We start from the raw sequence: 24854 nt of genomic DNA, 5'->3' as shown, positions 1-24854 counted from the left end.
AAATAAAAGAATCTTGTACCTTAAAAACTCTAGTAACTAATAACTAGTAACTACCAACTACAGAGCATATCGGGCATTCTTCGTTTTTGTGCCCGCGGGCCTTGCAGTAGGTGCGACCAAAATAAATGATTTGCAAATGACGCTTTTCCCATTCTTCCTTGGGAAAAGCTTTTTTTAAATCCTCTTCTGTTTTTTCGACGCTGGAACCATCGCTTAAACCCCAGCGTTCGGCAAGGCGGTGGATGTGTGTATCGACGGGGAAGGCCGGAATCTTGAAAATATGGCTCATGATAACGCTAGCCGTTTTATGGCCAACGCCGGGCAAGCTTTCAAGTTCTTCGAATGTTTGCGGGACTTCGCCCTTGAATTTTTCGACGAGCGTTTGCGAAAGCTTGTAGATGTTCACGCTTTTGGTGTTGAAAAATCCGCAGGGCTTGATGATTTCGGCAATGCGTTCCACGCCGAGCTTGATCATTTTTTGAGGCGTATCGGCAAGTTTGAAAAGAACTTCGGTAACCTGGTTCACACGGATGTCGGTGCATTGGGCGCTCAGAACGACCGCGACAAGCATCGTGAATGCGTTTGTGTAGTTTAACGGAATCGGCGGATCAGGAAACAGTTCGTCTAGCTTATCGCCTATGAATTTAATCTTGTCCGCCTTTCGCATGGATTCCCTCTCGCTTTGCTTAAGATCCTTCGATTTCTTCTAAGTTCTAAAAGCGAAGCGGTCTAAGTTCTGCCAACTATTACCCCTTGTCGCGCGTGAAGTCCTGCTGCATATTGAAGCTTGGCATTTCATCGTGCGGGTGGCCAACCTGAACTGCCGGGACTCCTGCGTAAGTCGTATGGGCGGGTACATCGCAAAGCACAACTGCACCTGCGCCAATCTTAGCGCCATCGCCGATGTGGATGTTGCCGAGCAACTGGGCATGCGCACCGAGCATTACGCCGTTTCCGATTTTGGGGTGACGGTCGCCGATTTCGTTACCGGTACCGCCCAAGGTCACGCCATGCAAAAAGCTCACGTTGTTCCCGACGGTTGCGGTTTCGCCAATGACAATGTTCGTTGCATGGTCAATCAAAAGCCCATGGCCGATTTTTGCAGCCGGGTGGATATCCATGCCGAACTTGCGGCTGATGATGTTCTGGATCATCTTGGCCGGAAAATGCCTGTGTTCTTCCCACAGTACGTGAGCAACGCGGTAAGCCTGCAATCCCTGAAATCCCTTGAATAGCAACAAAGGTTCCAAATAGCTTGTGCAAGCGGGGTCGCGCAAGACGGTTGCTCGCAAGTCTTTCGTTGCCGAAATGAGCAAATTCGGGTATTTCTCGTACATGGAACAGAAAATCTTCTCCAGTTCCGCGCGGTCGATGACTTCACCTGCGAGTTGACATGCTAGGGTTACGCAAAGCATATCCGCAAAATTTTTGCGGTTAAGGACTTGCTCTTCGAGCATCAACTTCGAAAGCGGCTCGGTTTTGACGAGCTCTGAGGCTTCCTTACGGAGTAACTGTTCCATTTCTTCTGGTGTCATGATGGCGCCAAATATAGAAAATGTTGATGGCTTCGCCTTAGAATGGATTTAGAATCAAAATGAAATTTATGCGGGCGGGGCGCTTGTTGTTTACAGTTCCAGCAGCGCTTTGGCGGGAATCCAGAACCAGTTGGGCCTAAATTCTAGTTCGTAGCATGCTTCGTAAATAGCTTTGGCCAAAATGTAGGGCTTGGATTCTTTTTCAATTGCATCGGTGGAAATCCCTGAAACCTTGGAGTAGCCGGTGATAAAGGCTTGTTGAGCTTCGCTCGGATCGACCTTTGCAACGGCGCCTGCGTAGGCAAAACTGCGCAACATTCCTGCGATATCGACAGCGGGGGAGCGGATGGTGCGCCTGTAATCGAGGCTGCGCGTGGGTTCACCTTCAAAGTCGATAATCTCGAAATGCTTGGTGCCGTTTGCGCTTTGTGTAATGAGCACTTGACCCAGATGGTAATCCCCGTGGATGCGCTGTTTTTTTATCGTCTTGTCGCTGAATGTTTCGCGGAGTAAATCGCTGTAGCGGATACGCAGTTCCGGAAGGCGTTTGCGGAGTTCTGGCGCGTATTCGGTGTCCGTTGAATTTTTTAGCAATTGTTCCAGCTTGTCAAAAGGCGGCTCGACGTTGCTGTACTTGGGGCCGCTTAGCGGTTTTAGGCTTTCGTGCATTTGTGCGGTGGACATGCCGAGCTGGAAAGCGTCTGTGCTATCCATGTTGTTACAGAACTCGTTCCAGGCATCCTTGGCTCCTGCAAAATGTTCTTCGAGGATACCCCAAGTATAAACTTCTCCACCTTTAGCTTTGTAATTGCAGACGGCGTAAAGTTTCGGAACGCGGCTACTGTCGGCTTTGTTCATGGCTTCGAGAATTTCTGCTTCGGGGTGTAATCCCGGTTCGAGCCTGCGATAAAGTTTAAAGAAAAATTTACCTGGTGCGCAAAAGGCTGAATTGCTTTGTTCTTTAGAAACAGGCTTGATGCTTGTCAGTGGCGCCTTGGGGAGCGGCGCTGTAATGCGGAACGAGAAAAATCCAGAGTCTCCGGAGAAGACGGATTGCCGGGAACCATCGAGGAATGCGTCTTCGAGAATTTTTCCGACGGCGTTCTCGTCATCGATAAACGTGTAAATATCGCTTTCGCCATCGTTGAACGAAACCTTGATAAGCTTGATTCGTGTGCCGCCGGCTTCTGTGGAGTCGAGCGTTTCGGTGCTCGCGATGGTTCTGTTTTTCCCCATGAACCAACGTTGTTTGCTAAAATACTTGATAAAGTTCATAATGCGACAACCCCAAATGTTGTACAACGTGAATATATATTATTTGGGGTATATTTATTTTGGTTAGAAAAATAGTTTTTAAATAATAAATCATATTGAACAAAAAAAAGTATAATTAACAATAGGAGATGGTAGGGTGGATTCTCCTTGGAAAAATAAAGAAAGTGTCTTCGATTATGGTCGATGTTTGGTCGATTTGGATTAGGAGAGGACACTTTCTTCTTTTGTATTCGGAACTTTATTTGCCAGAATTTTTGAGAGGGGCAAAATAACCGTGGGACCGCAATGTGGCTAAAACCTTGAGTTGTTGTGGAACGGGTTCGCTTGGGAGCCCTTCAATTACAAATGTTGGAATTTGCTTGATGGGCTTGAATGCTTCTGGAACATCGCTATAATCGCAGAGTTGCCAGGCGGCAAGTAGTTTTTCGATGAATTCCGTCCATGGAAAATTGTCAGACGGATGCATGATGAATCTGGCCGGCTTGAGGTTGTCCCTTGCATCGAGCAAAAGACTCCCGTCCTTGTAACAAGCGATAACGGCGGCCTTGCGTGAGGCCCCTTCGGTCGCCTTTTGGGCGGGAATGTTTAAAATGAGCTGCAAGTTTAAGCAGTAGCGAAAAGTTCGCGCTGGAGGATGCTGTATTCGTGTTCAGAAATGGAGGTGATTTTTAAAATCAGCTCGCGTTTGAGACCCGCTTTTATGAGCTCTTTTGCGTAATCGATGTTACTTGACGTTGCCATTTTAAAACCTCTTTGATTTTAAAGATGTAAGTAAAAAATAATCTTTTTGAGGCCGGATGGATATGGGTAAAAGAAAATTTTTCGACAAATATATAAAAAGAAATCGCTAACTCGTTGGTGCACAATGGGTTAGCGTTGATTGATTGTCCAAGGATTTTTTTCGTTTGAGTGCCGCTTGGAAATCGTTAAATCAAATCTGGAGGAACGATTCCATTGAGTACGGGGAATGATTTGCGGTAATTTCGTTCGGCTAGCAGGTCCAGTTCGGCGGAAATGATCATCTCTTCGTTGGTGGTTCCTTCGGCGATAACGTCTCCGTTGGGCGAGATGATGAGCGATGTGCCTGCGAGTGGGGCTTTAGTGCCGGGCTGTGTGCTCACGGCGTTTACGGCTGCTATGTAGACTTGGTTCTCGATGGCGCGGGCCTTGAGGAGCGTTTCCCAGTGGGCGCGTCTTTTGGCAGGCCAGGCTGCTTGGATCGTGATGAGGTTTGCGCCTTGCTTGATTGCTTCGCGGAAAATTTCGGGGAACCGCAAGTCGTAGCAGATAAACGAAGCTATTTTCCAGTCTAGTAGCGCAAATAAATTAACGCTTGCTCCCGGCGTAAAATCGTCCCGTTCCGGGAAAAAGAGGTTCATCTTGTCGTATCCGCAGTGTTCCGTGGGGGCTTGCGGAGCATAGACGCTCACGTGGTTGTAAAATCCGTTGGGAGCGCGTGTTATACCTGCGCCCATGATGATGCAGTTTGTGGCGTCGGCGATTTCTGAGAGCATGCGTGCAGTTTCGCCTGCGGTATTTGTGCTGAAATCTTCGGCTGCGGAATCTAGGTTTGCGGGAATATAGCCCGTGGCAAACATCTCGGGCAAAAGGATGATACTTCCTTCGGCGGGGTGCGCGTCAAGAATCATGGCCTTTGCGCGGGCGATATTTTCGGATTTAGAACCCTTGGCGCTATCCATTTGGACTAAATAAACTTTAAGCATGCGTATAATATAACCGTTGTTTGTGGATTGGCGAAATTTTTTATCGCAAATTATCTATTTTGAAGGCATGAAGTTTCGTATTATTTTCTGTTTAGTATTGTTTCTTATCGTAGGGGCCCTTGCTGCCTCGCCAACAATGGTTATTGGTGTCGTTCTTGAAGCAGAATCTGATTTGCCTGTCAAGGATGTCGCTGTTACTTACAAGTCTGGTAAGCCGATTGGAACGACTGATTCCCGCGGTCGATTTGAGTTCTCGGTGGATTCCAAGAATGCGACGCTTGTGTTCAAGAAAGATGGCTTTGATAGCGTTTTTGTGGAATTGCAAGATTTTGCCGACCTTATGGACATGGTGGTTACGCTTAGCACCAATGTTACAAATCTTGGCGCCAGTACGATTATCGGTGATGGCGAACCGATCAAGTGGGAAGTGGAACGCACTATTCAGATCGACAAGCTTGAAGATGCTGCGGGCATGCGTTTTGACTTGACGGAACACTTGAGCCAGATGCCTGGCATCTCGGGACAGAAAGATTTTAGCAGCGCTTTGTATTATCAAGGTTCCCGCGCGAGCGATGTCGCATATCATTTGGGGCGTCTTCGCATTCCGAACATGCGTCATCTGGATGTAGGTTTTCCGAACAATCTTTCGGTTATAAACCCGCATACGTTGAGCGGTATCGAAGTCCATGATCATTACGGTCAGGGGCCTCTTGGACAGGGCCTTGCGACTTCAATCCAGTTTATTCCGGAACAGACTAGCGGTGAATGGGGCTTGAGAGGTACGGCTACGATTTCTCAGCGCGAAGTTTTGCTCGATGCGCCGTTCTTCTTTTGGGATAGTTTCCGCTTTGCGTTCCGCACTCTTGATGCTGGCATTCTCAAGATTCTTGGTGAAAAGTTCTATACGGAATTCCGCAAGCGTGGCGATGAGGCTAGCGACAGCGATGTGAAGTCGTCGGATCCGTTTGACCTTTCTGCTTTTGATATTTATGCACAGTTGAATGGTTCAGATTCGCTGGGAAATGCGACATGGGCTTTGCGCACATTGTTCAGCTCCGATAAATATCGAATCCGTCAGGATACGTCAAAAAGTTACAACAGTACCAATTCTATAGACATTGCCGAAGGCTCTCAAAGCTACTTGGTTGTGGGTGCTGAATACGCTTCGAAGTTTGGCGCAAGTTTCCATGCTGGGCTTGTCCGCGAAAGCTTGAGCGATACATTGCGTGATACGACCGGATTCCGTAACGAAATGGGTAAGAAAATCGAAGATGTGGATAGAACCTTTATTGATGGTTACAACCAAACGCATACAACGCTGAGCGTGGGCGCCGACAAGGATTTCCATGCCGACATCTTTGGCGCTGATTTGCGTGGAGCTATTCTTTATGAACACCACTTTGTTGAACGCAGTTTCCCGATTACTGGTGGTGAAGAAAGCAGCAAATACCAAACGGGTATTTTATCGGGTGCGGCTACGCTTGATTGGAAAAACAATTATTCGCAATATATGATTTCTGTGGGTGCGGTTGCAGATGCGGCTGATCATAATGCGCGCCCGACGGCATCGTTCGATATGGAACGCAATTTGTCAAAAAAAGATTCTGCATATTGGAGACTCTTTGGAAATGCCGCATACCGTGCTGACTGGAAACATTATTTTGATGATGGCGACTTGACGGGCCGCTTGGAATCGGGAACTTCCCTCAAGTTGGGTGCTGGTTATCGATCTAAATACTTGGTTGCCCAGTTGGCGGGCTTTGGGCGCTTCTATGCCGATCCGCTGCTTCCGTTGCCGAAGGCTTTTGCAAATTACAAGGACGTGACTCCGATTGATTACGCTTGGGTCTCCGGTGCTTCGGGCTCTGTTGAATGGAAAACGTCTCATCATTTCTCGATGTCGATGAATGCAAGTTCTGTTTACGGTGAATACGAACTGAAGGGCGGTAAGTCTTTGCCGTGGGAAGCGAATTCCCGTTTGGATGTGGTTTCGCACTTTAGATATTATCCGCGAAAGGATTCTATTGTGTCTGTGATTTTGACACATCATGCTGCATGGCATAGACCGCTTTATTTTTACTCGGTTAAAACTGCTTCGGATGGCAAGGGCGGGACTCGCGAACTTAAGGATTACAACCAGTTTACGGATTTGTACAGAACGGATATTCGCGTGAACTTGGATTTGACCAAGTCGAAGTTCTTCTTTAAGCATGCAAGATTCTATTTGGAAGTAGACAACATCTTCTCGAAACTCGATGTGGGTGCGCTTAGATTCCTTGGTTCCAAAAATTGGCGTGAACGCTCATTGGTCGCTCGCGATAATGACAAGAATACTGCCAACGGATTTGACTTGGTGCCGTTTATTGCAAAGGGCATGGGGCTAAATATCGATTTCGGCGTCGAAGTGCAATTGGGAATATAATTAGTAGGCGGTAGGAAGTAGACAGTAGGAAGCTGCGCAAGTTGTCATTCCGAGGAACGAAAGAAGAACCTGCCGCGGGCAGGATGTGGCGGAAGCAATCTATTCTTTTGATAAGTGCTTTCTTTGCTGTTTCTGCATTCTCGCATGTGACCGATTCTTTGTTTGTGCCTCCGAAACCCGAAAAACCGTTGCGTTATTGCACTTCTGCAAAGAAGTGGATTGATTACGCGACGCACGATTCTAATTTGGTCGAAATTACGTACATGCGTGGCATTCGCATGGATTTGCGCTATGCGACATTTAACAATGTGACGGGACACGACATGTATTGCGGCTTCCAGCGTGCGTTTGTGCATAGAGATGCGTTGCCAAAGCTAAGGCGCGCACTTTCTATTATCGCGAAGGAATTGCCGGGATATTTGCTTGTGATTTTTGATGCCGCGCGCCCGATGTATGCACAAGCTGTTTTGAAAAGCTCTGTTGCAGGAACGCCTTATAGCCATTTTGTTTCGTCTGGCAAAACGGGCGGGCTCCACAATTACGGGCTTGCGCTTGATTTAGGACTTGCTGATAGCACGGGCAATTTGCTTGACATGGGTGCGGATTTTGATTCTTTTGAGCGCTGTGCTGGGGCTGTGGGCGAGGCTGAGGCTCTTGAATCCGGGCGCCTGACGCAATCTCAAATTGATAATCGCAACCTGCTCCGCAATATCATGAAGCGCGCTGGCTGGGTGATGCTCCCTAGCGAATGGTGGCATTTCAATGCATTCACGCGTGCCTATACCAAGGAACACTACCCGCTGTTCCCGATTTGAGTTAAGAGTTCTGAATATGCTTGTATATTCTTTGACCCATCCATAATTTTTTGTGGTACAATGTATGGATTCCCTCCTTCGCTACGCTCAGTCGAGGATGATTTTTTTCAACAATCTCTAGTACCTATTAACTACAAACTAGTAACTATAATCTTGTATTTACGGCAGCGCCTTGATGCTTGCACGTTTCAAGCGGTCGTTGAGCGCCATGCCGACGCCTGTGTTCGGGATGGGGTCTACGAGAATCAGGTCGTATTCGGATTTGTCAAGGTCGTGCATGAATGCGTAAAGCTTAGAGGTCGCTTCGACCATGTCGCCTGTAGCTGACAAGTTTACTGTAGCAGGAATTGGGCCTGCTTGTGAGCCAAACGCAATGCGGACGGTCTGTTCTGGGAGCGTGTAGCCTGCAGGAACTTCGCCATAGTAAAGCGGGACTTGCGGGCGGTAATGCGTGTCGCATTGGCCGGGGGCAAGCATTGGCTGGCCCGGCTTGGATGTGGATTCCTTGATTTTTACTTCACCGAGGACTGCCTTGAACATTTCGGGCGTGATGGCGCCAGGACGCATCACGGTCGGTTCGCCGACGAGCGAGATGATGGAGCTTTCGACGCCTACGGAACAGGGGCCGCCATCGACAATGCCTGCGATGCGGTCGGCGAGCTGGGCTGCAACATGTTCAGCGGTCGTGGGGCTTACATGCTTAAAGAGGTTTGCGCTAGGGGCGGCCAGCGGGAGTCCTGATTCCTTGATGATTGCCTGTGCAATCGGATGGCTCGGAAAGCGCACGGCCACGGAGGGGAGGGCGCTTGTGCAAAGGTCGGGGATGCAATCCTTCTTGGGAAGGATAATCGTCATCGGGCCCGGCCAATAAGCTTCGGCGAGTCTGTAGGCGCTATCGGGGATGTCCTTGGCTATGTCGGTGAGTTGTGCAATGTCTGCGATATGGACAATCAGCGGGTCGAACGTCGGGCGTTCTTTAGCGGCGAAAATCTTGGCGAGCGCTTTGGGCTCGAATGCGTTACCGGCGAGTCCGTAAACTGTTTCTGTCGGGATAGCGACGACTTCGCTTTCTTTGAGGAGGCGGGCTGCTTCGCTTACACTTGTCCATGGCGGAAATTTCATGACCCAAAAATAAAAAATGTAGAAGGATTTAGTCTATTTGTCATTCCCGGCTTGACCTCTTTGACTACTTGCTGCTATGCTGCTTAGTAGTCATGATCCGCGTATGGGGAGGGAATCTCCATTCTCTAGTGTATAAAAAGGAGATGCCCGCTCGTCCCCGTCAAGCGAGGACAGGTAGGCGGGCATGACAAGGTTGCGAAGAGGCTTTCGCCGTATCGCTATGCTTCGCTGACGGCTGCCTGTGCCGGAGCTTCTTCCTTCTTTTCGTCCTTGCGGCCGAAGGCGAATACCTGATCGCATGCCGTGTTGAAGCGCTTCCAGATCTTTTCGGAGTGTTCGCGAGGAACTGCACCGACTTCCTTCCAAAGGCGGCGGAAGTGCTTGACCTTGTTCATCGAAGCGACGACTGTCTGATCGTTCAAGTCGGTGAGCAAGTCTTCGGCCTGTTCGCAGAGGAGAATCTTCTTCTGCAAGTTGTTTTGGCGAGCCTGTTCCTGAATGTCGAGCTGGTCGCGGCGGCGAGTGAAGAAGTCGTCGCAAACATCGCGGAATGCCTTTTGCAATTCAGCATCGTCGTTACCGCAAGAACCGAGCGTGACCCATTCCTTCTGGATTTCGCGAACGGCATCGGCGAGTTGGTTGGAACCAGCGCTTTCTGCGAATTGGCGAACCTTTTCGATGGAGTCTTGCTTTTTCTTCTTGATTTCTGCAATCTTGGCCTGGAGTTCCGGGTCGGTTTCAGCCATCTTGGCTACAATCTTGTTGACGATTGCGCTGTAGCGTTCGTTGATGGATTCAACAGCGTCCTTCGGAACCATGCCGATAGTTTTCCATTCGGCATCGATAGCCTTATAAGCTTCAATAACTTCCGGAGTTACATTGTTCAAGTCGAGAGCTTCGAGCTTTTCACAAATGGCTTGCTTTTGTTCGAGGTTCTTCTGCTTAGCGGCATCCATTTCTTCAAAGTGGTTGCGCTTCTTTTCGAAGAAGGAATCGCAAGCGGTGCGGAAGCGTGTCCAAATTTCGTCGGACTTGCTCTTCGGAACTGGGCCGGTTGCCTTCCAAGCATCCTGCAACTGTTTGAGCTTGGTGGAAGTGGCATTCCAGTCGGTCGAGTCCTTGATGGCTTCGGCTTCGATGCAGAGGGCAACCTTCTTTTCGTAGTTCGCTTCGCGACTGTCGTCTTCGCGCTTCACATTTTCCTTATGCTGGGCATAGAAGGCGTTCACTGCGTCCTTGAAGCGCTTGTTGAGCGCTGCAAAGGCTTCCTTCGGGACCATGCCGATGTTCTTCCAGTTTTCCTGGATTTCCTGAACGGACTTGAACTTGTCCTTCCAGAAGATTTCTGCATTGGCAACGAGTTCTTCGACCTTCTGGCAAAGAGCTTCCTTGTCAACGAGATTCTTCTGACGTTCGGCGTTCTGTTCTTCGATGAACGGAGCGCAGTTTTCCTTGATCTTGTCTACGAGAGCCTGGAAGCGGTCGCGGTAATCCTGGAACTTGGCGGCAGAGATGGGGCCGATTTCGCGCCACTTGCTGCAAAGTTCGCGGAACTTGGTAAGAACAGCCTGACTCGGCGTTTCTCTAGAAAGCGCTTCCATTTCTTCGATAATAGTATCGCGGTCTTTTTCGTTGTGCCAGTTTTCCCACTGTTGCATTTCTTGGAAGCGGGATGTGGCAATCTTGTATTCCTGCCAAAGATCGTGATACTTGAATTTCTGTTCGCCGACGATTTCCTTCCATTCCTGATAAGTATCGCGGAGGATCTTATGGATTTCGCGGAATTCCTGATTTTCGTCGATGTTCTGGATGCGTTCGATGAGAGCGCGGAGCTTCTTGGAATTTTCTTCGATGACCTTTTGGGCTTTTTCGTTGAATGCCGAGATGAGCTCGTTCAACTTGGTGCGCAGAGCGTTATATGTCTGGAGAATCGGATCGTCGCCTTCGAGAAGGTCGAGCTTTTCCCATTCGCGAACGATAGCGTGCAAATGCTTGCCCGTGTTCTCATCAATTTCCGTGTCGGAGAGTGCCTGGAGACGTTCGAGGAGGCTCTTGCGGACTGCAATTTCTTCTTCGCTGGCGTTTTCAGATTCGGCGGTTGGAATCACAATCTTCTTTGCTTCTTGCGTCTTGAAGTAGGCATTGTTGAAGCGCTTGATGGATGCTGCATCCATGATGTTTTTGTTTGCAGTCCATTCTTCGACGATGGCGTTCACGCGTTCAGCGTTTTCTTCAGTCGAGTTCGCTTCGAGCATGCTTTCGAGTTCGGCAAGCGTTTCTGTCAAGTGGGCTATCTTGGCCTGCTTTTCGGCTTCGGCGTTTTCGGCAGCCTTCTTGGCGGCAGTCGCTTCGTCGTAGAACTTGTTGAAGCTATCGTAAATTTCGTTGAGCGTGCCGGTAGAATCACCCATGCCAAGAGCGTTTGCTTCGGTCATGAGGGCGTCAAACTGCGGCTTTGTGGCGATAGCGTCTTTTTGAGCGGCAAGGAAGTGGGCTTGCTTGATCAATGCTTCGCGCTTGCTCTGCAAAAGTTCCAATGCTTTTTTGCCGTTGTCTTCGGCTTCTTTCTTTGCACGAACTTTATCTGAAATCTTCTTGCGGACAGAAACGTGCTTGGAATTTTTGATAAGGTCAGTCTGCAAGGATTCAGAAACAACACGGTCTGCTGCAGCCAGTGCAATTTCTTCGCTAGAGTCGCGAGAAGCAATCTGGGCGAGGAGAGACTGCTTGTTGCAAAGCTTGACCAGTTCTCTCTTTATAGTTAAGTTGTCTGTAGCCTTGAGGACGTCTTCGGCATAACGTGTGTCCTTGACAGCTTCGATATAGCCGCGTGCTTCGTCGTTCAAGTTCGATTCGTTAAAGTCTTTCAGCTTTTTGACAATTTCTTCAAAAGCTCTTGTTTCTGCCAGACGGCGTACGCTGGAGTCACTGTCGTTCTTAGAAATTTCCTGAAGTGTATTAATAAGTGCAAGTTTTTTGATTGCAGCTATTCTCACTTCGACATTATCATCTGAAAGGGCCACTCGTTCGACAATATCTTGACTAGTGAGTTCATCCAAGTCGGCAATCGCTTCGATGCGCTTTGCAGGGTTGGAATTTTGCCATTTCGGTTTAAATGCGTCAAAAAAGCTCATAATATCTCCAAAGGTAGGCGGGGCTTTCTCAGCTCCGTATAGCATAATCTAACTAAAAAAAACTTGCAGTCAGAAAATTTTACACGAATTTATGCCCATTTAAGCTTGTATCAATAACTATCTTTGCCCCCGTGGCAAAGAGAATTCCCAAAACTTCGGCTCCAGAAATGGTCAAGGAACGCTGTGATGCGGCGCTTGTCTCGCATTTTTGTGAGGTTTATATCCCTTTGTCCCCATCTGTTTTTACTTACGGAGTGCCCGAAGGCGCAAGTATTGTAAGGGGAAGTGTTGTCTGGGTGCAGCTTGCTCGGCGCAAGCCAACGCTTGCTTTAGTAAGCCGAGTCCATTCTGAAAAGCCAAATTTTGACGTTCGTTATGCGTGTCCGCATGAGTCCGGTTATGTCTTTACTGAACGTTATATGGAATCATTGGAATGGATTGCTAAGTATTATGTAAGTACGCCCATGCGTGCTTTGAATGTTTTTTGGCCCGCTGATTTTGACAAGTTCCTCGATGCTTTGTGTGCTCAAAAAAAAGCTGAACCACGGGGCGAGGCTTTACCGGATAGATTCGAAATGCAAGTCGGTTCGGACTTGCCCCCCTTGACAGACGAACAGCAGACAGCACTAGCCAGTCTTGTTGAAGATTTGGATAAAGACGGTTTTCGTGGAACGCTCTTGCATGGTGTGACCGGTAGTGGTAAAACGAGAGTTTATCAGGAATTGGTGCGCGAAGCTCTCAAACGAAATAAACGTGTGCTCATTCTCGTTCCCGAAATTGGGCTTACCCCGCAGACAGCTTCTCGGTTTGAAGATTTTTTGAAAGTTCCTGTGGTGGTGTTGCATTCTGCGCTTTCGGCTCCGCAAAAAAGAGCGGGCTATTTGGCTGTTCTTGATGGATCTGCTAAAGTTGTGCTTGGAACGCGCAGTGCTATTTTATCGCCGTTTGAATTTGACGTTGTTATTTTAGATGAGGAACATGATTCTTCGTTTAAGCAACAGGACCCGGCTCCGCGTTATCATACGCGCGACTTGGCATTCCATTTGGCACAAAAGCATGGAGCGCTTGTTGTGCTTGGCAGTGCAACACCTTGCCTCGAAACATTCCGCAATGCCAAAGCGGGAAACCTTAAACTCTTGACTCTCAAGAATCGTGCGACGGCAGCACCGCTCCCCGAAGTGACGATTGTTGATATGGGAAAGGTGCACCAGCAAAAAGGCGTGCTCATGTCGCCAACTTTGCGTGAAGCGCTTTCGGATTGTATTGCAAATGGCGACCAGGCGATTATTCTCATGAATCGCCGTGGTTATTCAAAAATTAGAGTTTGTTCAAAATGTGGCGAAACGCTTTATTGCAAGCATTGCCATATTCCGCTGGTGTATCATAAGCAGTACAATGCATTGATGTGCCATTACTGCGCAGCGCTTTATCCGGTGAATACTCCGTGCCCATCATGTGGTGCCGAAACGTATGAATTTGTTGGCGGTGCCATCGAAAAACTCGAAGAAGAAATTCAAGAATGGGTGGCCGATGCAAAAGTGATCCGCATGGATCGCGATACAACGCAGAATGTGGGCGCAGTCGAAAAAATATTGACATCGTTTAGGAATCGTGAATACAATATTTTGCTTGGAACACAAATGGTTGCGAAGGGCCATGATTTTCCAGGTGTGAAACTTGTTGGCGTTGTCGGTGCAGATTCTGGATTAGGGATTCCTGATTTTCGTTCGAGTGAAAAACTTTACCAGCTGTTGAGCCAAACAGCAGGCCGCGCGGGGCGTGCAGGTGGCGGTGGCCGCGTATTTATCCAAACGCTTAATCCAACAGAACCCGTGATGCAATTTGCAATTCGCCATGACTTTGATGGTTTTGCCAATTTGGAATCGTCAAATCGTCAGATAGCTTTTTATCCGCCGTTCTGCAAATTGGTCGAAATCAGTTGCGGTTCCCGTGATGAAAATTTACTTCGCGATACGGTGAATCGACTTGAAAGTATTTTGCGCAAAGAATCTGCGCTGATGGTTCTTGGACCGGTTGATGCGTTTGTGCCGAAAGTGCAAAATGTGTTCTGGGTTAAGCTCTATGTAAAAACGCAAAATCTTGCTGTCGTTCGTAAGTTGCTTTCACCCATTTTGAATGCCCCTAAAGCATGGGTTCCTGGTGTCGAAATTAAAGTGGAATTAGAATAAATATTGAATAATAACGTTTGTAATTAAAAATTTACTTTAAAGTGAATTTGTTTTTTTGTGGTAAAAAAAGCAAAAAAAAGAGAAATTTAGAAAAAAAAAGTTAAGACAAAAGAAAAGAAGTAAGAAATTTATTGACGAATAAAAAGTTTTTCTTTATTTTTGCGTGCAAATTTAAAAAAAGGAGATAATCTATGTTTAAAAAAATTTTTATGACTTCTCTTATGGTAGCAAGCCTTGTGTTTGCACAAGAAGATGCTTTCACGCAAAATCAGTCTGCTAGCCAATGGGAATCCGCTAATACGTCTAGCGTTCAGGCTCCGGTAAGTGCACCTGCTGCAAAAAATGAAGACAAGATGTTCTCTGTTTCTCTTCATCCGCTTTCTTTGACCGTTTTGGCTGCATTTAACATTCCTTGGGTGTTTGTGACTGTTGAAACCGGTTTTTCTCCGGCAAATGCCATTATCTCTCGTCCGAACATTCTTTGGGCTGATTTAGATGGAGCTAGCCTCTTTGGATTTGGCCTTATGGAAGGTTACCGTCGTTATTTCAACGGTGAACATCCCAAGGGTTGGTATGTTCAACCTTCTGTTGAGTATTCGTACTATTCCGGCGAAGACAAGGACGATAAGTCTAGCGTTACAATGAAAATTCTTTCCTTCTCCGCAGCTTTTGGTTATAAGTTCATGAGCGGTAGCTTCGTATTTGGCTCGGATATTGGTGTTGGGTATAGCCGTTGTACTCTTGAAGGTACTGATCTTGATGATGATGATACGGCCGATTTCTTCTTTGGCGATGGAGTCGGTGTTGAATTCAACCTGTACCTTGGTTTCGCTTTCTAAACTAGAGCGATTTTACATTTAAAAAAAACAGCTGTTTTCTAAAAGAGAACAGCTGTTTTTTTGTATCTATGAGATAAAGCTATTTGTCGGCAAATAATCCGAAAATTTGTCCTTTCACAAGCCAACTGATGCCGAAAAAAGTGAGTGCTATGGCTTCGATAACGAATATTTTTGCAGGAAAATTAAAGGGTATAATCAATAGAGGAAGTGTACAGAACATTCCGATTCCGCAGACTTTATAAATAAAGTTTCTGATGTGTTTTTGACGCGTGTTGCTTTCGCCAAGAGTGAATAGGAACATACTGTTGATCGCCAAAAGCAAAAAGAATATGACAGCCGCTGCCGTGTGGATGATGTCTGAAATGTTGATGGGCAATTGGAAAAATCCGACGATGTTGCCGACAGTCTTTTCAGCAACGGAGCATTTGCAGGGAAATAAGACAATCATCAATCCAAAAATGCCGGAAATCGTCGTGACGAGTTCGTCTTTTTTATCGTAGCCTTTGTAGCACATCAGTACGATTGATGCTGTTGTTAGAATGCCTGCCATTGCGGGGGTTAAGTAATAAGTTGCAGAAATCGACAACGTGTACCAAAAATCTTTTGGAATAATTGTAGGATTCGCTTTGGAGACAATTGTTGCCCCGATTAATGCAATCCAAGGAAGGATCATTCCTAAGAAACCTGCAAAATTACGGATTCTTTTTAACCAAGATTCAGCGCAATTTTTTGTAATGGCAACGACGTCATCGTTGCTGCATTCGCAAGATTTATTTTCTTCACACATAAGTTCTTTTTTGCTCCATTCGGTAGTCAATTGTTGCTGTTAATATAAAAATGTATTAGAATTTTTTTCTAATTTTTTTTGCATATAATCAAAAAAAGAAGAATAATTCCGACGGACATCGCCGTCGTTACGCAATGGAACGAAGCCAAAAGACTCGGCATCGCCTCAATCAACGGCTTTAACTTTTTCGTAGACGATTCCGCATTGTGCGAACCCTACAAAACGCCCAAAGTTGGTGACAAAATCATCGTTTACAAATACCGCAAAATTTCCAAGCGCATGGTCTTAATCGCGCTTGCTGTAATTTTGATAGTGATTGTCGCAATCGTGATTGTGCTTTAAGATGGAAAAAAAGAAAATGTATAAAATGAATTATGGACGTCCTAAATATTATTTCTGTTTAGGCGTTTTTTCTACAAGCTCTTGATATTTTTTGAGCAATTCTATTATGATTTCTGCTTCAGTCATCTTGGTGTTGAATCCATAGGCCTCCATAACGGCCTTATCGTTGTCTGAGTGGGCTTTGCGAAGATCTGTGGGCATTGTCAAATCATCGTAAAGATCGGCAAGACTGCAGTCAGGATACTTTGCGCGTACGTCAAGAATTGCTTGTGCTGTGTTTTCAATTGTTGCTTTTTGTACATCTGTCGGATTGCACCATGGAAAGTTATTGTAAACGATATCTTTGCTATATCGGTAACGGCTTTCTAGTTTACCGCTAACGGTACGCATCCATGCCATGTGAACACTTGAGGTGAGTATACCGAAGTGATAAAGTGTTGCATCGGGGATAATTACGGCTGCATTTGATGGAATAAACTCTTTTCCTAAAAAACCTAGCGGAATGTAGGTTCTTTTTTCTGAAGATGTTGCAGGTACAATGATATAGTTTTCAGGATTGTTTGTTTCTCGGAAAAGAGCCGGTCTTAACGCAAGTTTCTGTCGCCCTGCATCGGGTGAATTTTCTCTGTCAAGTTTGCAAGCCTGAACGCGCTTGTAAACTTCACGCATCCCTTTGATTTGCGCAGGAGTCGCATCGACGAGCCATAAACAGTAACGTGGTTTGTTATTGATGAACTCTTCAGAACCGATAAGACGTTTGATGAAAGGCTTTGCATCGGGTTCTTTGCTGATGAAATCTTCATATTCATTCGCTTCAATAATAAGGTGCCCGCCATCGGCAGGACGGTTGCCTGTAGTCATTAAAGGAACGTTACACAACGGATTTTTCCGGCTTTCAACAAAAATGTTAGGTGCGTCCATCAAATAGGGATTGATGGACTTTGCCTCGTTGATTTTTCCGTTGGCAAGGTAAATGCGTTTGGGGTGTTGCTGAGAGGAGTTGTTTGCCGAAAAGCCTATAATTACGCAATGAACGTGTGCCTTTTGCTCGGATTCGCTGTCCCAACGGAATGTTTGGTAAGCAAAATCAATTTGTAACTTAAACCTGTCAAAAAGTGGTTTCCAAATGCCTGCAACTTGTTCACCTTGTGTGATGCTATTTGTTGACACGAAAGCGCATTTTGTATTTGTTCCTTGAATCAATTTTGCTGCTTTGAAATACCAGTTGGCAACATAGTCAATTTTGCCAGCTGAACTGTAGGACTTGCCTTTTTTATCAACGAAAATGTCTAGAGTTTCTTGTTTTTGTTCTTTGGTTTGTAAACCGTATCCTACAAATGGGGGATTACTGATCAAGTAATCGTAATGATTTTTCTTATGAGGTTGTTCTGCAGATTTTCCTATGTGCAAGTCTTCTGTTACAACAGTTACAGCATCGTAGTGTTTTCCTGGTTCTGCAAGAATCATTTTCTTTGGATCAATATCTTTGGGAGAAACAACATTGACTTTATCCGCCCACAGCGTTGGTTCTGTGTTATTTTCTTGCAAATATTCCCAATCCATCTTTAGGGCGTTGCCTTCGACGATGGTTGCATTGGTGGTGAGGGGGAGAAATTCAATATCCTGTCGGACAATAATTTCCGTTTCCTTGAGCATTTGCGATTCAGCAATCCAGAGGGCTGTCTTAGCCACGTTTACCGCAAAGTCGTTGATTTCGATTCCGTAGAACTGCGTGATGTTTACCTTTACGGGGTTCACGATTTCGCCCAACACAATATTGTCGGCCATGAGTAACATGAGAATTTGGTTTTCCAGTTTGCGGAGACTTGTGTAGGTTTCGGTAAGGAAGTTACCAGATCCACAGGCGGGGTCGAGGAATTTCAGGGAGGCGATTTTGTCTTGCAGATTGAGCAGTTTTTGCTGTTGCAGCTTGGTGAGAGCCTTGGTGGTGGATGGCACTATCCTGTTGAGCTCTTCCCGTAGATCATTCAAAAATAAGGGATCAATGACTTTATGGATGTTTTCGATGCTGGTATAGTGCATTCCTCCGCTTCTGCGGGTTGCGGGGTTCAACGTACTTTCAAAAACCGCACCGAAAATCGTGGGGCTGATTTCAGACCAGTCAAAGTCTAAGCTTCCATGTGTCAAAATAATTTCGGCAGTCTTTTCTGAAATGGGCGGGATTGTTTCGCCTTCTTTTTCGTGGAATAGCGAACCATTTACATATGGAAAATCAGCAAGCTTTTCTTCCATGAATCTGTCGCGGTTCTCGGGCTTTGTATCAAGAACACGGAAAAGCTCACGGAGAGCCACGCGCATGTTTTCGGCGCGGAAACTCTTAAGATAACTATAGAATTGCTCTTTTTTGAAAATTCCTGCATCTTCGGCGTAAAGGCAAAAGACGAGACGTACGCACAAGACGTTCAGTGCGTGAAGGTCTGCTGCTGTTGGGTTTTTGCCAAATTCGGGCAATAATGCATCGTAAATTTTTCCAACGATTTCGCCGGCTTTGATAGAAACTTCGACTTCACGTTTGATGTTTTCACTGCGTGCATCTACCAAAAAATTTAGGCGGTGGTATTCTTTACCCAAATTTTTCAATAAAATCTGTTCGGGTTCTCCGCTTGGATGCTCCATGTCGTATATCAGAAATTCCGTAAAATTGCATGAGACAATCCATTTGGGGTGCTGGCTCAGCGGCAAATCTGCCACATACTTCTTTGCTTGCTGATAAGGCGTTAAATATCGGCCGTCACTTTGCTTTATCGGCTTACGCAAGTCCTTGTCGCTGGATTTTTGTTCGATCATCACGCGCGTCGAAGGAATGTAGGCGTCTATAAAATTAGTGATGGTTTTATCTTGGAGACGTTCTTTGACTTGTTCTTCGAAAAAGATGAATTCTGCAAAGTTCTCTATGCCAAAAACGCTTGAAAGTAAGTCCATCCAGAATTTTTGAGACTCACCTTTTTCATATCCTTTATCAGTCCAACGTTCTGCAAATGCCTTGGCTGCTGCTTTCTTTTCTTTCTCGTTCATCTTTTTCTGTGTGTTAACCATGCTCCCGAATATAATAAATTCAAATGGCACAAAGTGTCAAAAGTTACCTTTATTTGAATTTTGCTTGAAGTTCTTTCCAATACTCGACTTCTTCCATATTCGGCTTGTTTGAACCCAAAACTTTGCTGTATTTTATTTCGAAGTCTTCTTTCCAAAAGTGCTCTTCAATGTTGGAGGGCATGATGATGGTGAGTATGTGTATCGTTTCGTTTCCCTTTTTCTTTGTAGAGTAGTTTTGTAAGGCTTTGTAAGGAGATTTTTGGCTTGTTGAAAAATCTGGATATGAACCACATAGGTTTGCGATGCTCTTTATCCTCTTGGCAAACTCTATGTTGTTGTAAAAAGCAAAACCATTCCACTCTTCGTAGCGGCCTATGGGGATTATTTGGAATAAGTTTGGGTATGGATTGTTATTTATGGACCAAGTTTTTTTCAGTTTAATGATAGTCACTTTGTCTAGGGATGTTTTTAATCCTTTTTCTGTTGCCAATTCGTTGCAGAAACTGCGGATTGTATCTGAAGTTGCAGAAAGCATAAGTGCGGATCGACCGTCTGTTGCACAAGCGATCCCGTTAGAAATGTTAAAGTGAACTCCGCAAAGGTGCGGGTAATGAGCGTCTTTTGAAGTAAACTTGAGTAGGGTGCTTAAGTAGCGATTCATGGATGTTGATGCCTGCTTGTATTTTTCCTCAAATATATATTACCGCCTTATTGCGGTGCAAGAGGGCGAACTGCGGGTGTTTTTTGTTTCAACACTGTTAAAAAAGAGCCCCTATAAGACCTGTTTTTGAATATATCTTTTGTTGCTCAATTTTGGCAATGTTCATTGATGCATAATTCATTCTTTTGTGCTCTATTTATTCCACTGTGGCAAAATACTCATCAGCTTTGATCATGGCTTCAAGAATCTGCTTAAAGTGCTCTAAACTCTTGATTCTAAAATCATAGTAGCCGTAGCCGGGTTCGACGCTATCAAATTCAGGTTCGCCAAAATCGTTTTGGGGCAAGTATCCGTGAAACCAGATGCCGGGAGTCCCGTATGTATGGTAGAATTCGTTGATTTCGAATACGCGAGAGTACCAGCAGATAAATCTTTTGCGGCTGAAAACTTTTAAAATTTTGTTTCCGTGTTCATCAATGATTGTGTTGCTGGGCGCTGTTTCGCTGACAAGACGGTGCATAAAATTTTTTAAGAACTTATCAACGTTTTGCCATCGCAAAGACTGCGGAAAGTCGTTTTCTGAATATATCTTTTGCATTTTGTATTATCCTTTTGATTGAATATATAATATTGTAATGTCTAAATTTGACATTGTAAAAGCATGGTGGAAAATATTTTCTTGCCAAAGTAATTCCATAGTTGACAAAATGAGCGATTTTGCTAACGGTTGGTTGCAAAATTTGCAAAGTTTTGTTTTTTTAAAGTTTTTCGTTGTAGATTAGGACCTCCAAAATTAACGGAGATACAACAATGAATCAATTTATTTCAGAAACCTTGAAAGGAAAAACCTATATAGATCCGAGAACCGATACGGGATTCAAGAGCTTGTTCGCAAGCAAGGACGCTATCAAGGATTTTGTTGATGGAATCTTGCAGCTGAAGGGGGATGACCAAATCAAGAATTTGAACTATTCGTTTGAACATACGTTACGGTTTATGATTCCTGAAGAACGTAAGGTCATCTTGGATGCGTTCGCAACTACGGGTTCTAAGCGTTTCCTCAATATTGAAATGCAGAAGGCGGATCATAGTTTCTTTATCGACCGCACTATATTGTACAAAGCATTCCTGATCATAAAAGGCAAGCATGAAATGGAAAAATCGGAAGAATTCAAAACGCTCTCAAAAGAAGAGAAGGAGTATCGGCGTTATGAAATACCTGAAACTATATCCATTTGGATTTGCGACTTTGAATTGCCGCATCGCATGAAAAATTACATCGATGAATGGGCTATTTATAGCAAGGAAATGTTGAATAGTGGAAGCGTCGAGACGATTTTTCCTAAAAATAAGTATATTATTGTATGCCTGCCGAAGTTCAATAAGACCGCAGACGAGGTAAAAGATCCTGTTGACGCTTGGCTTTATGTGCTTAAACACGCGCATGAGGGTGAACCGCTCCCTGACTTTGGAAATGGAATCGTCAACGAAGCCTTGAACCGCATCAGAATTGAGAACCTGGATAAAACTACTCTAACCGAACTGGAGCGAGAAATGATTGCAAAAGAAGAAATTGAATGCCGTTTGGCTGGAGCCAAGATTGAAACTCGATATGAAATGATAGATGCTATGTTTGCTAACCCCAAATTGACAGATGAAGATATTTCTGCCATTTCGCGAATTTCTTTGGACGAAATCAAAAAGCGCCGAACTCAACGCTGATGTCCTAAATGTTTTTTTAATCGCCCAGTTTCGCTGGGCTTTTTTGTTTTAATATTGCACGAAGCTTTTTAAGGACGGATAGCTCCGTTCACTTTACTGATTTCTCCATCGAAATAGACGAAGTCGCTGTCTTTGTTTTTCCATACAGCGCGGAAAACGGTGGGGCGTTTGATGCCATCGGAATAGGTTTTATAGTTCTCGCATTGGGCTTCCCACGGGGTGTATTCGATGGTTCCGTCGGGTGAAATTTGACCACGATCATTTGTTGTAAACGAGGTCATTTCGTAAGCGTCATTGAAATGGAAAATTCCGGTTGCAGTTACGCCTTTGTTTGTGATTGTCGCTTCGATGGTGTGGTCGTCAACTTGCTTGAACGTGATGAAATCTTTCAAGAGGGCTTCTGGCAAAAAGAATGCTTCGGCGAGATAGGTGATGAGGCAAGCCTTGTCCATTGTAGGGCCGGTCTGGTCGAATAGCGTAACGAGTTTCGCGAGAACGCCTTTCATGCCGCCTTTGCCGTTCATGTAGTAATCGTAGCCTTGGAACGGAATGCCGAGCATTTTGCTGTCGATAAATGCGAGCCTCTCAGGTGAATCGGCAAAGTCCACATGCGTGTAATCGATTTTGATTCGCGGCTTGTTTACGCCCATGCCGAAATCGACATCTTTGTATTCCATGGTCAAGTGCGAGCGCTTTGGGCTACCGATGTAACCGCTCGTTTCCAAATATTTTTGAATGAGGGGTGGGAGGTTTGCGATACTTGCGGAATCTAGCGTTTGGGCTTGTGTGCCGGATTTTTCGGCGTTTACGTTTGCGAGAGTTGCGGCGCTTTGCAACCTTGCCTCGACATCATTGCGGAACTGCGTTTTGACAGGCGAATAGGGAATGTTGAACCAAATTGTCAAAAGCAAAATGATGGCGGCGGCGATAATCAAGAAGGTCATAAATTTTTTCTTCATTTTTTTTGAATGTTTGGAATTAATTGGAGCAACCTTTTGTCGGATCTATTTTTGAATCATTTACAAGACGGTTGTTTTTTCTTTCGTGACTTGTACCATACAATGGCGTCGATAATTAAAAGCACAACGACAATCGGTTCTCCAATCAGCAACGCCAATTCGCCTAAGATTCCTGCGAACTCTCCTTCGGCGGTATTGAAGTCATAGATGGCAAAGCCTAATATCAAAAGGCCGATGATGATATCTGCGATGGCAAACAGCAAATTGGGGGACGCTTTCTTTGCAATTTTTTTAAGAATCTTTGCTATGATAAACGAAGATAACGTAATTATTATGATTGCTGCCGTTATAGTAGAACTCATTTGATCTCCGTTTAAAATAAATCTAACGTGCTGTCCAGATAAATTTCTTCACGAACTTTGAGCTGGTGCTCGGGCTTCGTCATGTAATAAAGTAGAAATTCCAAAATGAGAGCGCTGCCAAGACTGCGACCTTCGATTTTAAAGTGTTGGAAACCTGCGGGGGCGTAGATGTTTTGAATGTCCTCGATTCCAATAAAGCCTGGATTTTTCATTGCATCGGAAAAGCGGTAGCCTCTTTGAGCTGTGGGCGAGATGCAAACGTGGTCTTCGCATTTTTCGCCGAGACTTTTCTGGCTTACGTTCTCGTAGCATTTTTTGCGGTCGTAACAGCCGAACCAACAACATTCATTGCAGAGAAATTCAATCTTTTGTTTTTGTTCGCTTGTGAGTGCGTTCAATTTGTCGAATTGCTTGTTGAGTCTGAAATCAGGAACGACATAGCGGAAATCATCGCGGTCAAGCTCTGCTTTGAATTGCTCGAAATCTGTGATAACTTTTGTCGTTGAGGAGACGAAGTAAAAATTGGGGTACTTGGTTTTGATGTAATTCAGCAATAGGTCGGAATGGATGATGATGCCGTTTTGAACTGTGTTCATTTCGCTTGCATCGGAATACTCGCGATTCTTGTCTTCATCTTGAATTGCGCGCATCTCGCCTGCGCTGGAAACTGCACCGCTTTCAAACATTTTGCACAACTTGTTGCATCGGGCATCGGCGAAGTGTTCTTCGCGAATCAATGAATTGCTGAAAGTGAGCCTCGCGGAAATCTCATATTCCCGCATGAGTTTCGCAACTTTTCGCGGCTCTGCATCTCCGAAACCGACTCGCCCACCGCCCCAAATGCAGTCGCTCGGCGCTCCGTAAATGGAACCGATTTCGCACCAGTCGTAAAAATATTCACGGTGCTCGCGGAATAGCGGCAGATACGCCTTGTATAAGTCGTAAAATTCAAATAGTCCGGGGAGGTGGTAGTAGATTTTCATGTAATCGCTCGTTTTGCAGAAAGTATAGTATAATTAACCCTTTGGATTCGTTTGAAAATAAAGCTGTGGTGGCTGGTCACGTAAAGTAGTGTAGAACTTTGATGTTTAAAGAATGTAATTTGGCTTTTTTGTTTTTGTATGATATTATATATGTTTGTAATTAGTTTGTAATATTTTGCGCCGAAATATATAATATTAATTTATGTAAATGAAGTGTATATTAAGTTATTATCAAAAATTGGAGTATTATTATGAAAATAAATGAACTTATGGATGTTATCACTACTATAAAAGAGGAATTCCAATGTCAGGTGAAAATTCCTCTTCAGGGTAAAAAATCTAATATTGTGAACGATTCTGGATGTAATATCGGTGAAATTGATGCAGTGGGAAATGTAACATTATTCTATAATCCTGATAAAACTTCAGTTTACTTTAGTGAACAAGAGCTGATGCTAAATGGTCAATTGGGTCTCCGCTGGAATGAATTTAGGGACAAAATAAAATCATTGTGTGCTAATGCGCAAAAAAGAGAAAATTATCGTAAATGTCTTTTCGATAATCTTTCAATTGAATCGAAGGATACGAGTTGTGGATTGAAGGTATCGCTTCGCCAAGATGCGGATAATATGTGGTTTATTCGCGCTGAAGTCAACTATGTATTGCCGTATGATGAATTTGATGGAAAAAGGCAAATTGATATTTATACCGATTGGCGCAGTGGAACGGCTGATCGCCAAAAAATAGAAACGCTTGTTAAAGATGTTGAACGAGCTGCGAATGACTTTCTTGAGAAACGTTGTCAACGTTATTAGAATATTGTTAGCATTTTTTTTGAGGTGCAATTATGTAAATTGCGCCTCTTTTTCGTTGTAAAAAAAAGAATTTTTTTTTTGCAAAATTCTAAAATGTCATTATATGACACT

General features: G+C 44.9%; 22 protein-coding genes. 7 read left to right on the top strand and 15 right to left on the bottom strand.

Features of this window, described 5'->3' with window-relative positions:
• Positions 1 to 43: 43 nt before the first annotated feature.
• The 6 genes from nth to HUF13_RS02660 form a co-directional block, all read right to left on the bottom strand.
• A complete protein-coding gene (nth, locus tag HUF13_RS02685; RefSeq protein ID WP_173473699.1) occupies positions 44 to 667 on the bottom strand; it encodes an endonuclease III in 624 nt (207 codons plus the stop codon).
• 79 nt (positions 668 to 746) lie between these two features.
• Positions 747 to 1535, bottom strand: a complete 789-nt coding sequence (gene cysE / locus HUF13_RS02680) for a serine O-acetyltransferase (RefSeq protein WP_173473698.1) — start codon at positions 1533 to 1535, stop codon at positions 747 to 749.
• Between the two features lie 90 nt (positions 1536 to 1625).
• Entirely contained in the window at positions 1626 to 2810 is a 1185-nt protein-coding gene (locus HUF13_RS02675; protein ID WP_173473697.1) for a phosphotransferase, read from the bottom strand.
• Positions 2811 to 3048: 238 nt separating this feature from the next.
• Positions 3049 to 3411, bottom strand: coding sequence for a hypothetical protein (locus HUF13_RS02670; RefSeq protein ID WP_173473696.1), 363 nt, complete (start codon positions 3409 to 3411; stop codon positions 3049 to 3051).
• 2 nt (positions 3412 to 3413) lie between these two features.
• Positions 3414 to 3551, bottom strand: a complete 138-nt coding sequence (locus tag HUF13_RS02665) for a hypothetical protein (protein ID WP_173473695.1) — start codon at positions 3549 to 3551, stop codon at positions 3414 to 3416.
• A 185-nt stretch (positions 3552 to 3736) separates the two neighbouring features.
• A complete protein-coding gene (locus tag HUF13_RS02660) occupies positions 3737 to 4510 on the bottom strand; it encodes a nitrilase-related carbon-nitrogen hydrolase (protein WP_304038744.1) in 774 nt (257 codons plus the stop codon).
• Between the two features lie 160 nt (positions 4511 to 4670).
• Between HUF13_RS02660 and HUF13_RS02655 the strand changes: the two genes are divergently transcribed.
• Positions 4671 to 6956, top strand: a complete 2286-nt coding sequence (locus HUF13_RS02655) for a hypothetical protein (RefSeq protein WP_304038743.1) — start codon at positions 4671 to 4673, stop codon at positions 6954 to 6956.
• An 83-nt stretch (positions 6957 to 7039) separates the two neighbouring features.
• The gene (locus HUF13_RS02650; protein WP_304038741.1) at positions 7040 to 7771 is read left to right on the top strand and encodes a M15 family metallopeptidase; all 732 of its coding nucleotides are present in this window, start codon (positions 7040 to 7042) and stop codon (positions 7769 to 7771) included.
• Positions 7772 to 7930: 159 nt separating this feature from the next.
• Here HUF13_RS02650 and HUF13_RS02645 read toward each other — a convergent pair whose 3' ends face one another.
• Together HUF13_RS02645 and HUF13_RS02640 are read right to left on the bottom strand one after the other, a co-directional pair.
• On the bottom strand, positions 7931 to 8893 hold the full coding sequence (locus HUF13_RS02645; protein WP_173473692.1) for an L-threonylcarbamoyladenylate synthase: 963 nt from the start codon (positions 8891 to 8893) through the stop codon (positions 7931 to 7933).
• A gap of 218 nt (positions 8894 to 9111) precedes the next feature.
• A complete protein-coding gene (locus HUF13_RS02640) occupies positions 9112 to 12027 on the bottom strand; it encodes a DUF349 domain-containing protein (RefSeq protein ID WP_173473691.1) in 2916 nt (971 codons plus the stop codon).
• Positions 12028 to 12158: 131 nt separating this feature from the next.
• On the opposite strand from HUF13_RS02640, the gene priA reads away from it, so the two are divergent.
• Positions 12159 to 14216, top strand: coding sequence for a primosomal protein N' (gene priA, locus HUF13_RS02635; RefSeq protein ID WP_304038739.1), 2058 nt, complete (start codon positions 12159 to 12161; stop codon positions 14214 to 14216).
• 191 nt (positions 14217 to 14407) lie between these two features.
• Positions 14408 to 15055, top strand: a complete 648-nt coding sequence (locus tag HUF13_RS02630) for an outer membrane beta-barrel protein (protein ID WP_173473690.1) — start codon at positions 14408 to 14410, stop codon at positions 15053 to 15055.
• Positions 15056 to 15134: 79 nt separating this feature from the next.
• Here the strand turns inward: HUF13_RS02630 and HUF13_RS02625 are convergent, their stop codons facing one another.
• Positions 15135 to 15842 (bottom strand): hypothetical protein, encoded by a 708-nt coding sequence (locus tag HUF13_RS02625; RefSeq protein WP_173473689.1) that lies wholly within the window; start codon positions 15840 to 15842, stop codon positions 15135 to 15137.
• A 78-nt stretch (positions 15843 to 15920) separates the two neighbouring features.
• On the opposite strand from HUF13_RS02625, the gene HUF13_RS02620 reads away from it, so the two are divergent.
• Positions 15921 to 16184 carry a hypothetical protein gene (locus tag HUF13_RS02620; RefSeq protein WP_173473688.1) on the top strand — a complete coding sequence of 88 codons (264 nt, stop codon included), beginning with the start codon at positions 15921 to 15923 and terminating at the stop codon, positions 16182 to 16184.
• Between the two features lie 48 nt (positions 16185 to 16232).
• Here the strand turns inward: HUF13_RS02620 and HUF13_RS02615 are convergent, their stop codons facing one another.
• The 3 genes from HUF13_RS02615 to HUF13_RS02605 form a co-directional block, all read right to left on the bottom strand.
• Positions 16233 to 19241, bottom strand: a complete 3009-nt coding sequence (locus HUF13_RS02615) for a DNA methyltransferase (RefSeq protein WP_304038737.1) — start codon at positions 19239 to 19241, stop codon at positions 16233 to 16235.
• A gap of 49 nt (positions 19242 to 19290) precedes the next feature.
• The gene (locus HUF13_RS02610; protein ID WP_173473687.1) at positions 19291 to 19776 is read right to left on the bottom strand and encodes a hypothetical protein; all 486 of its coding nucleotides are present in this window, start codon (positions 19774 to 19776) and stop codon (positions 19291 to 19293) included.
• A 322-nt stretch (positions 19777 to 20098) separates the two neighbouring features.
• A complete protein-coding gene (locus HUF13_RS02605; protein WP_173473686.1) occupies positions 20099 to 20500 on the bottom strand; it encodes a hypothetical protein in 402 nt (133 codons plus the stop codon).
• 212 nt (positions 20501 to 20712) lie between these two features.
• On the opposite strand from HUF13_RS02605, the gene HUF13_RS02600 reads away from it, so the two are divergent.
• The gene (locus HUF13_RS02600) at positions 20713 to 21624 is read left to right on the top strand and encodes a PD-(D/E)XK nuclease family transposase (protein WP_173473685.1); all 912 of its coding nucleotides are present in this window, start codon (positions 20713 to 20715) and stop codon (positions 21622 to 21624) included.
• 68 nt (positions 21625 to 21692) lie between these two features.
• Here HUF13_RS02600 and HUF13_RS02595 read toward each other — a convergent pair whose 3' ends face one another.
• From HUF13_RS02595 to HUF13_RS02585, 3 genes are read right to left on the bottom strand one after another with little or no spacing between them, the layout of a single operon-like run.
• Positions 21693 to 22583, bottom strand: a complete 891-nt coding sequence (locus HUF13_RS02595; protein WP_304038736.1) for a DUF6544 family protein — start codon at positions 22581 to 22583, stop codon at positions 21693 to 21695.
• A 56-nt stretch (positions 22584 to 22639) separates the two neighbouring features.
• The gene (locus tag HUF13_RS02590; RefSeq protein WP_173473684.1) at positions 22640 to 22945 is read right to left on the bottom strand and encodes a hypothetical protein; all 306 of its coding nucleotides are present in this window, start codon (positions 22943 to 22945) and stop codon (positions 22640 to 22642) included.
• A gap of 11 nt (positions 22946 to 22956) precedes the next feature.
• On the bottom strand, positions 22957 to 23928 hold the full coding sequence (locus HUF13_RS02585) for a hypothetical protein (protein ID WP_173473683.1): 972 nt from the start codon (positions 23926 to 23928) through the stop codon (positions 22957 to 22959).
• A gap of 251 nt (positions 23929 to 24179) precedes the next feature.
• Here HUF13_RS02585 and HUF13_RS02580 point away from each other — a divergent pair, with 251 nt between their 5' ends.
• Positions 24180 to 24743, top strand: coding sequence for a hypothetical protein (locus HUF13_RS02580; protein WP_173473682.1), 564 nt, complete (start codon positions 24180 to 24182; stop codon positions 24741 to 24743).
• Positions 24744 to 24854: the final 111 nt, after the last annotated feature.

Source organism: Fibrobacter succinogenes (assembly GCF_902779965.1).
In the GTDB taxonomy this organism is placed as follows: domain Bacteria; phylum Fibrobacterota; class Fibrobacteria; order Fibrobacterales; family Fibrobacteraceae; genus Fibrobacter; species Fibrobacter succinogenes_F.
The sequence above is the reverse complement of the archived record's forward strand: the minus strand, read 5'-3'. Positions and strand labels throughout refer to the sequence as shown.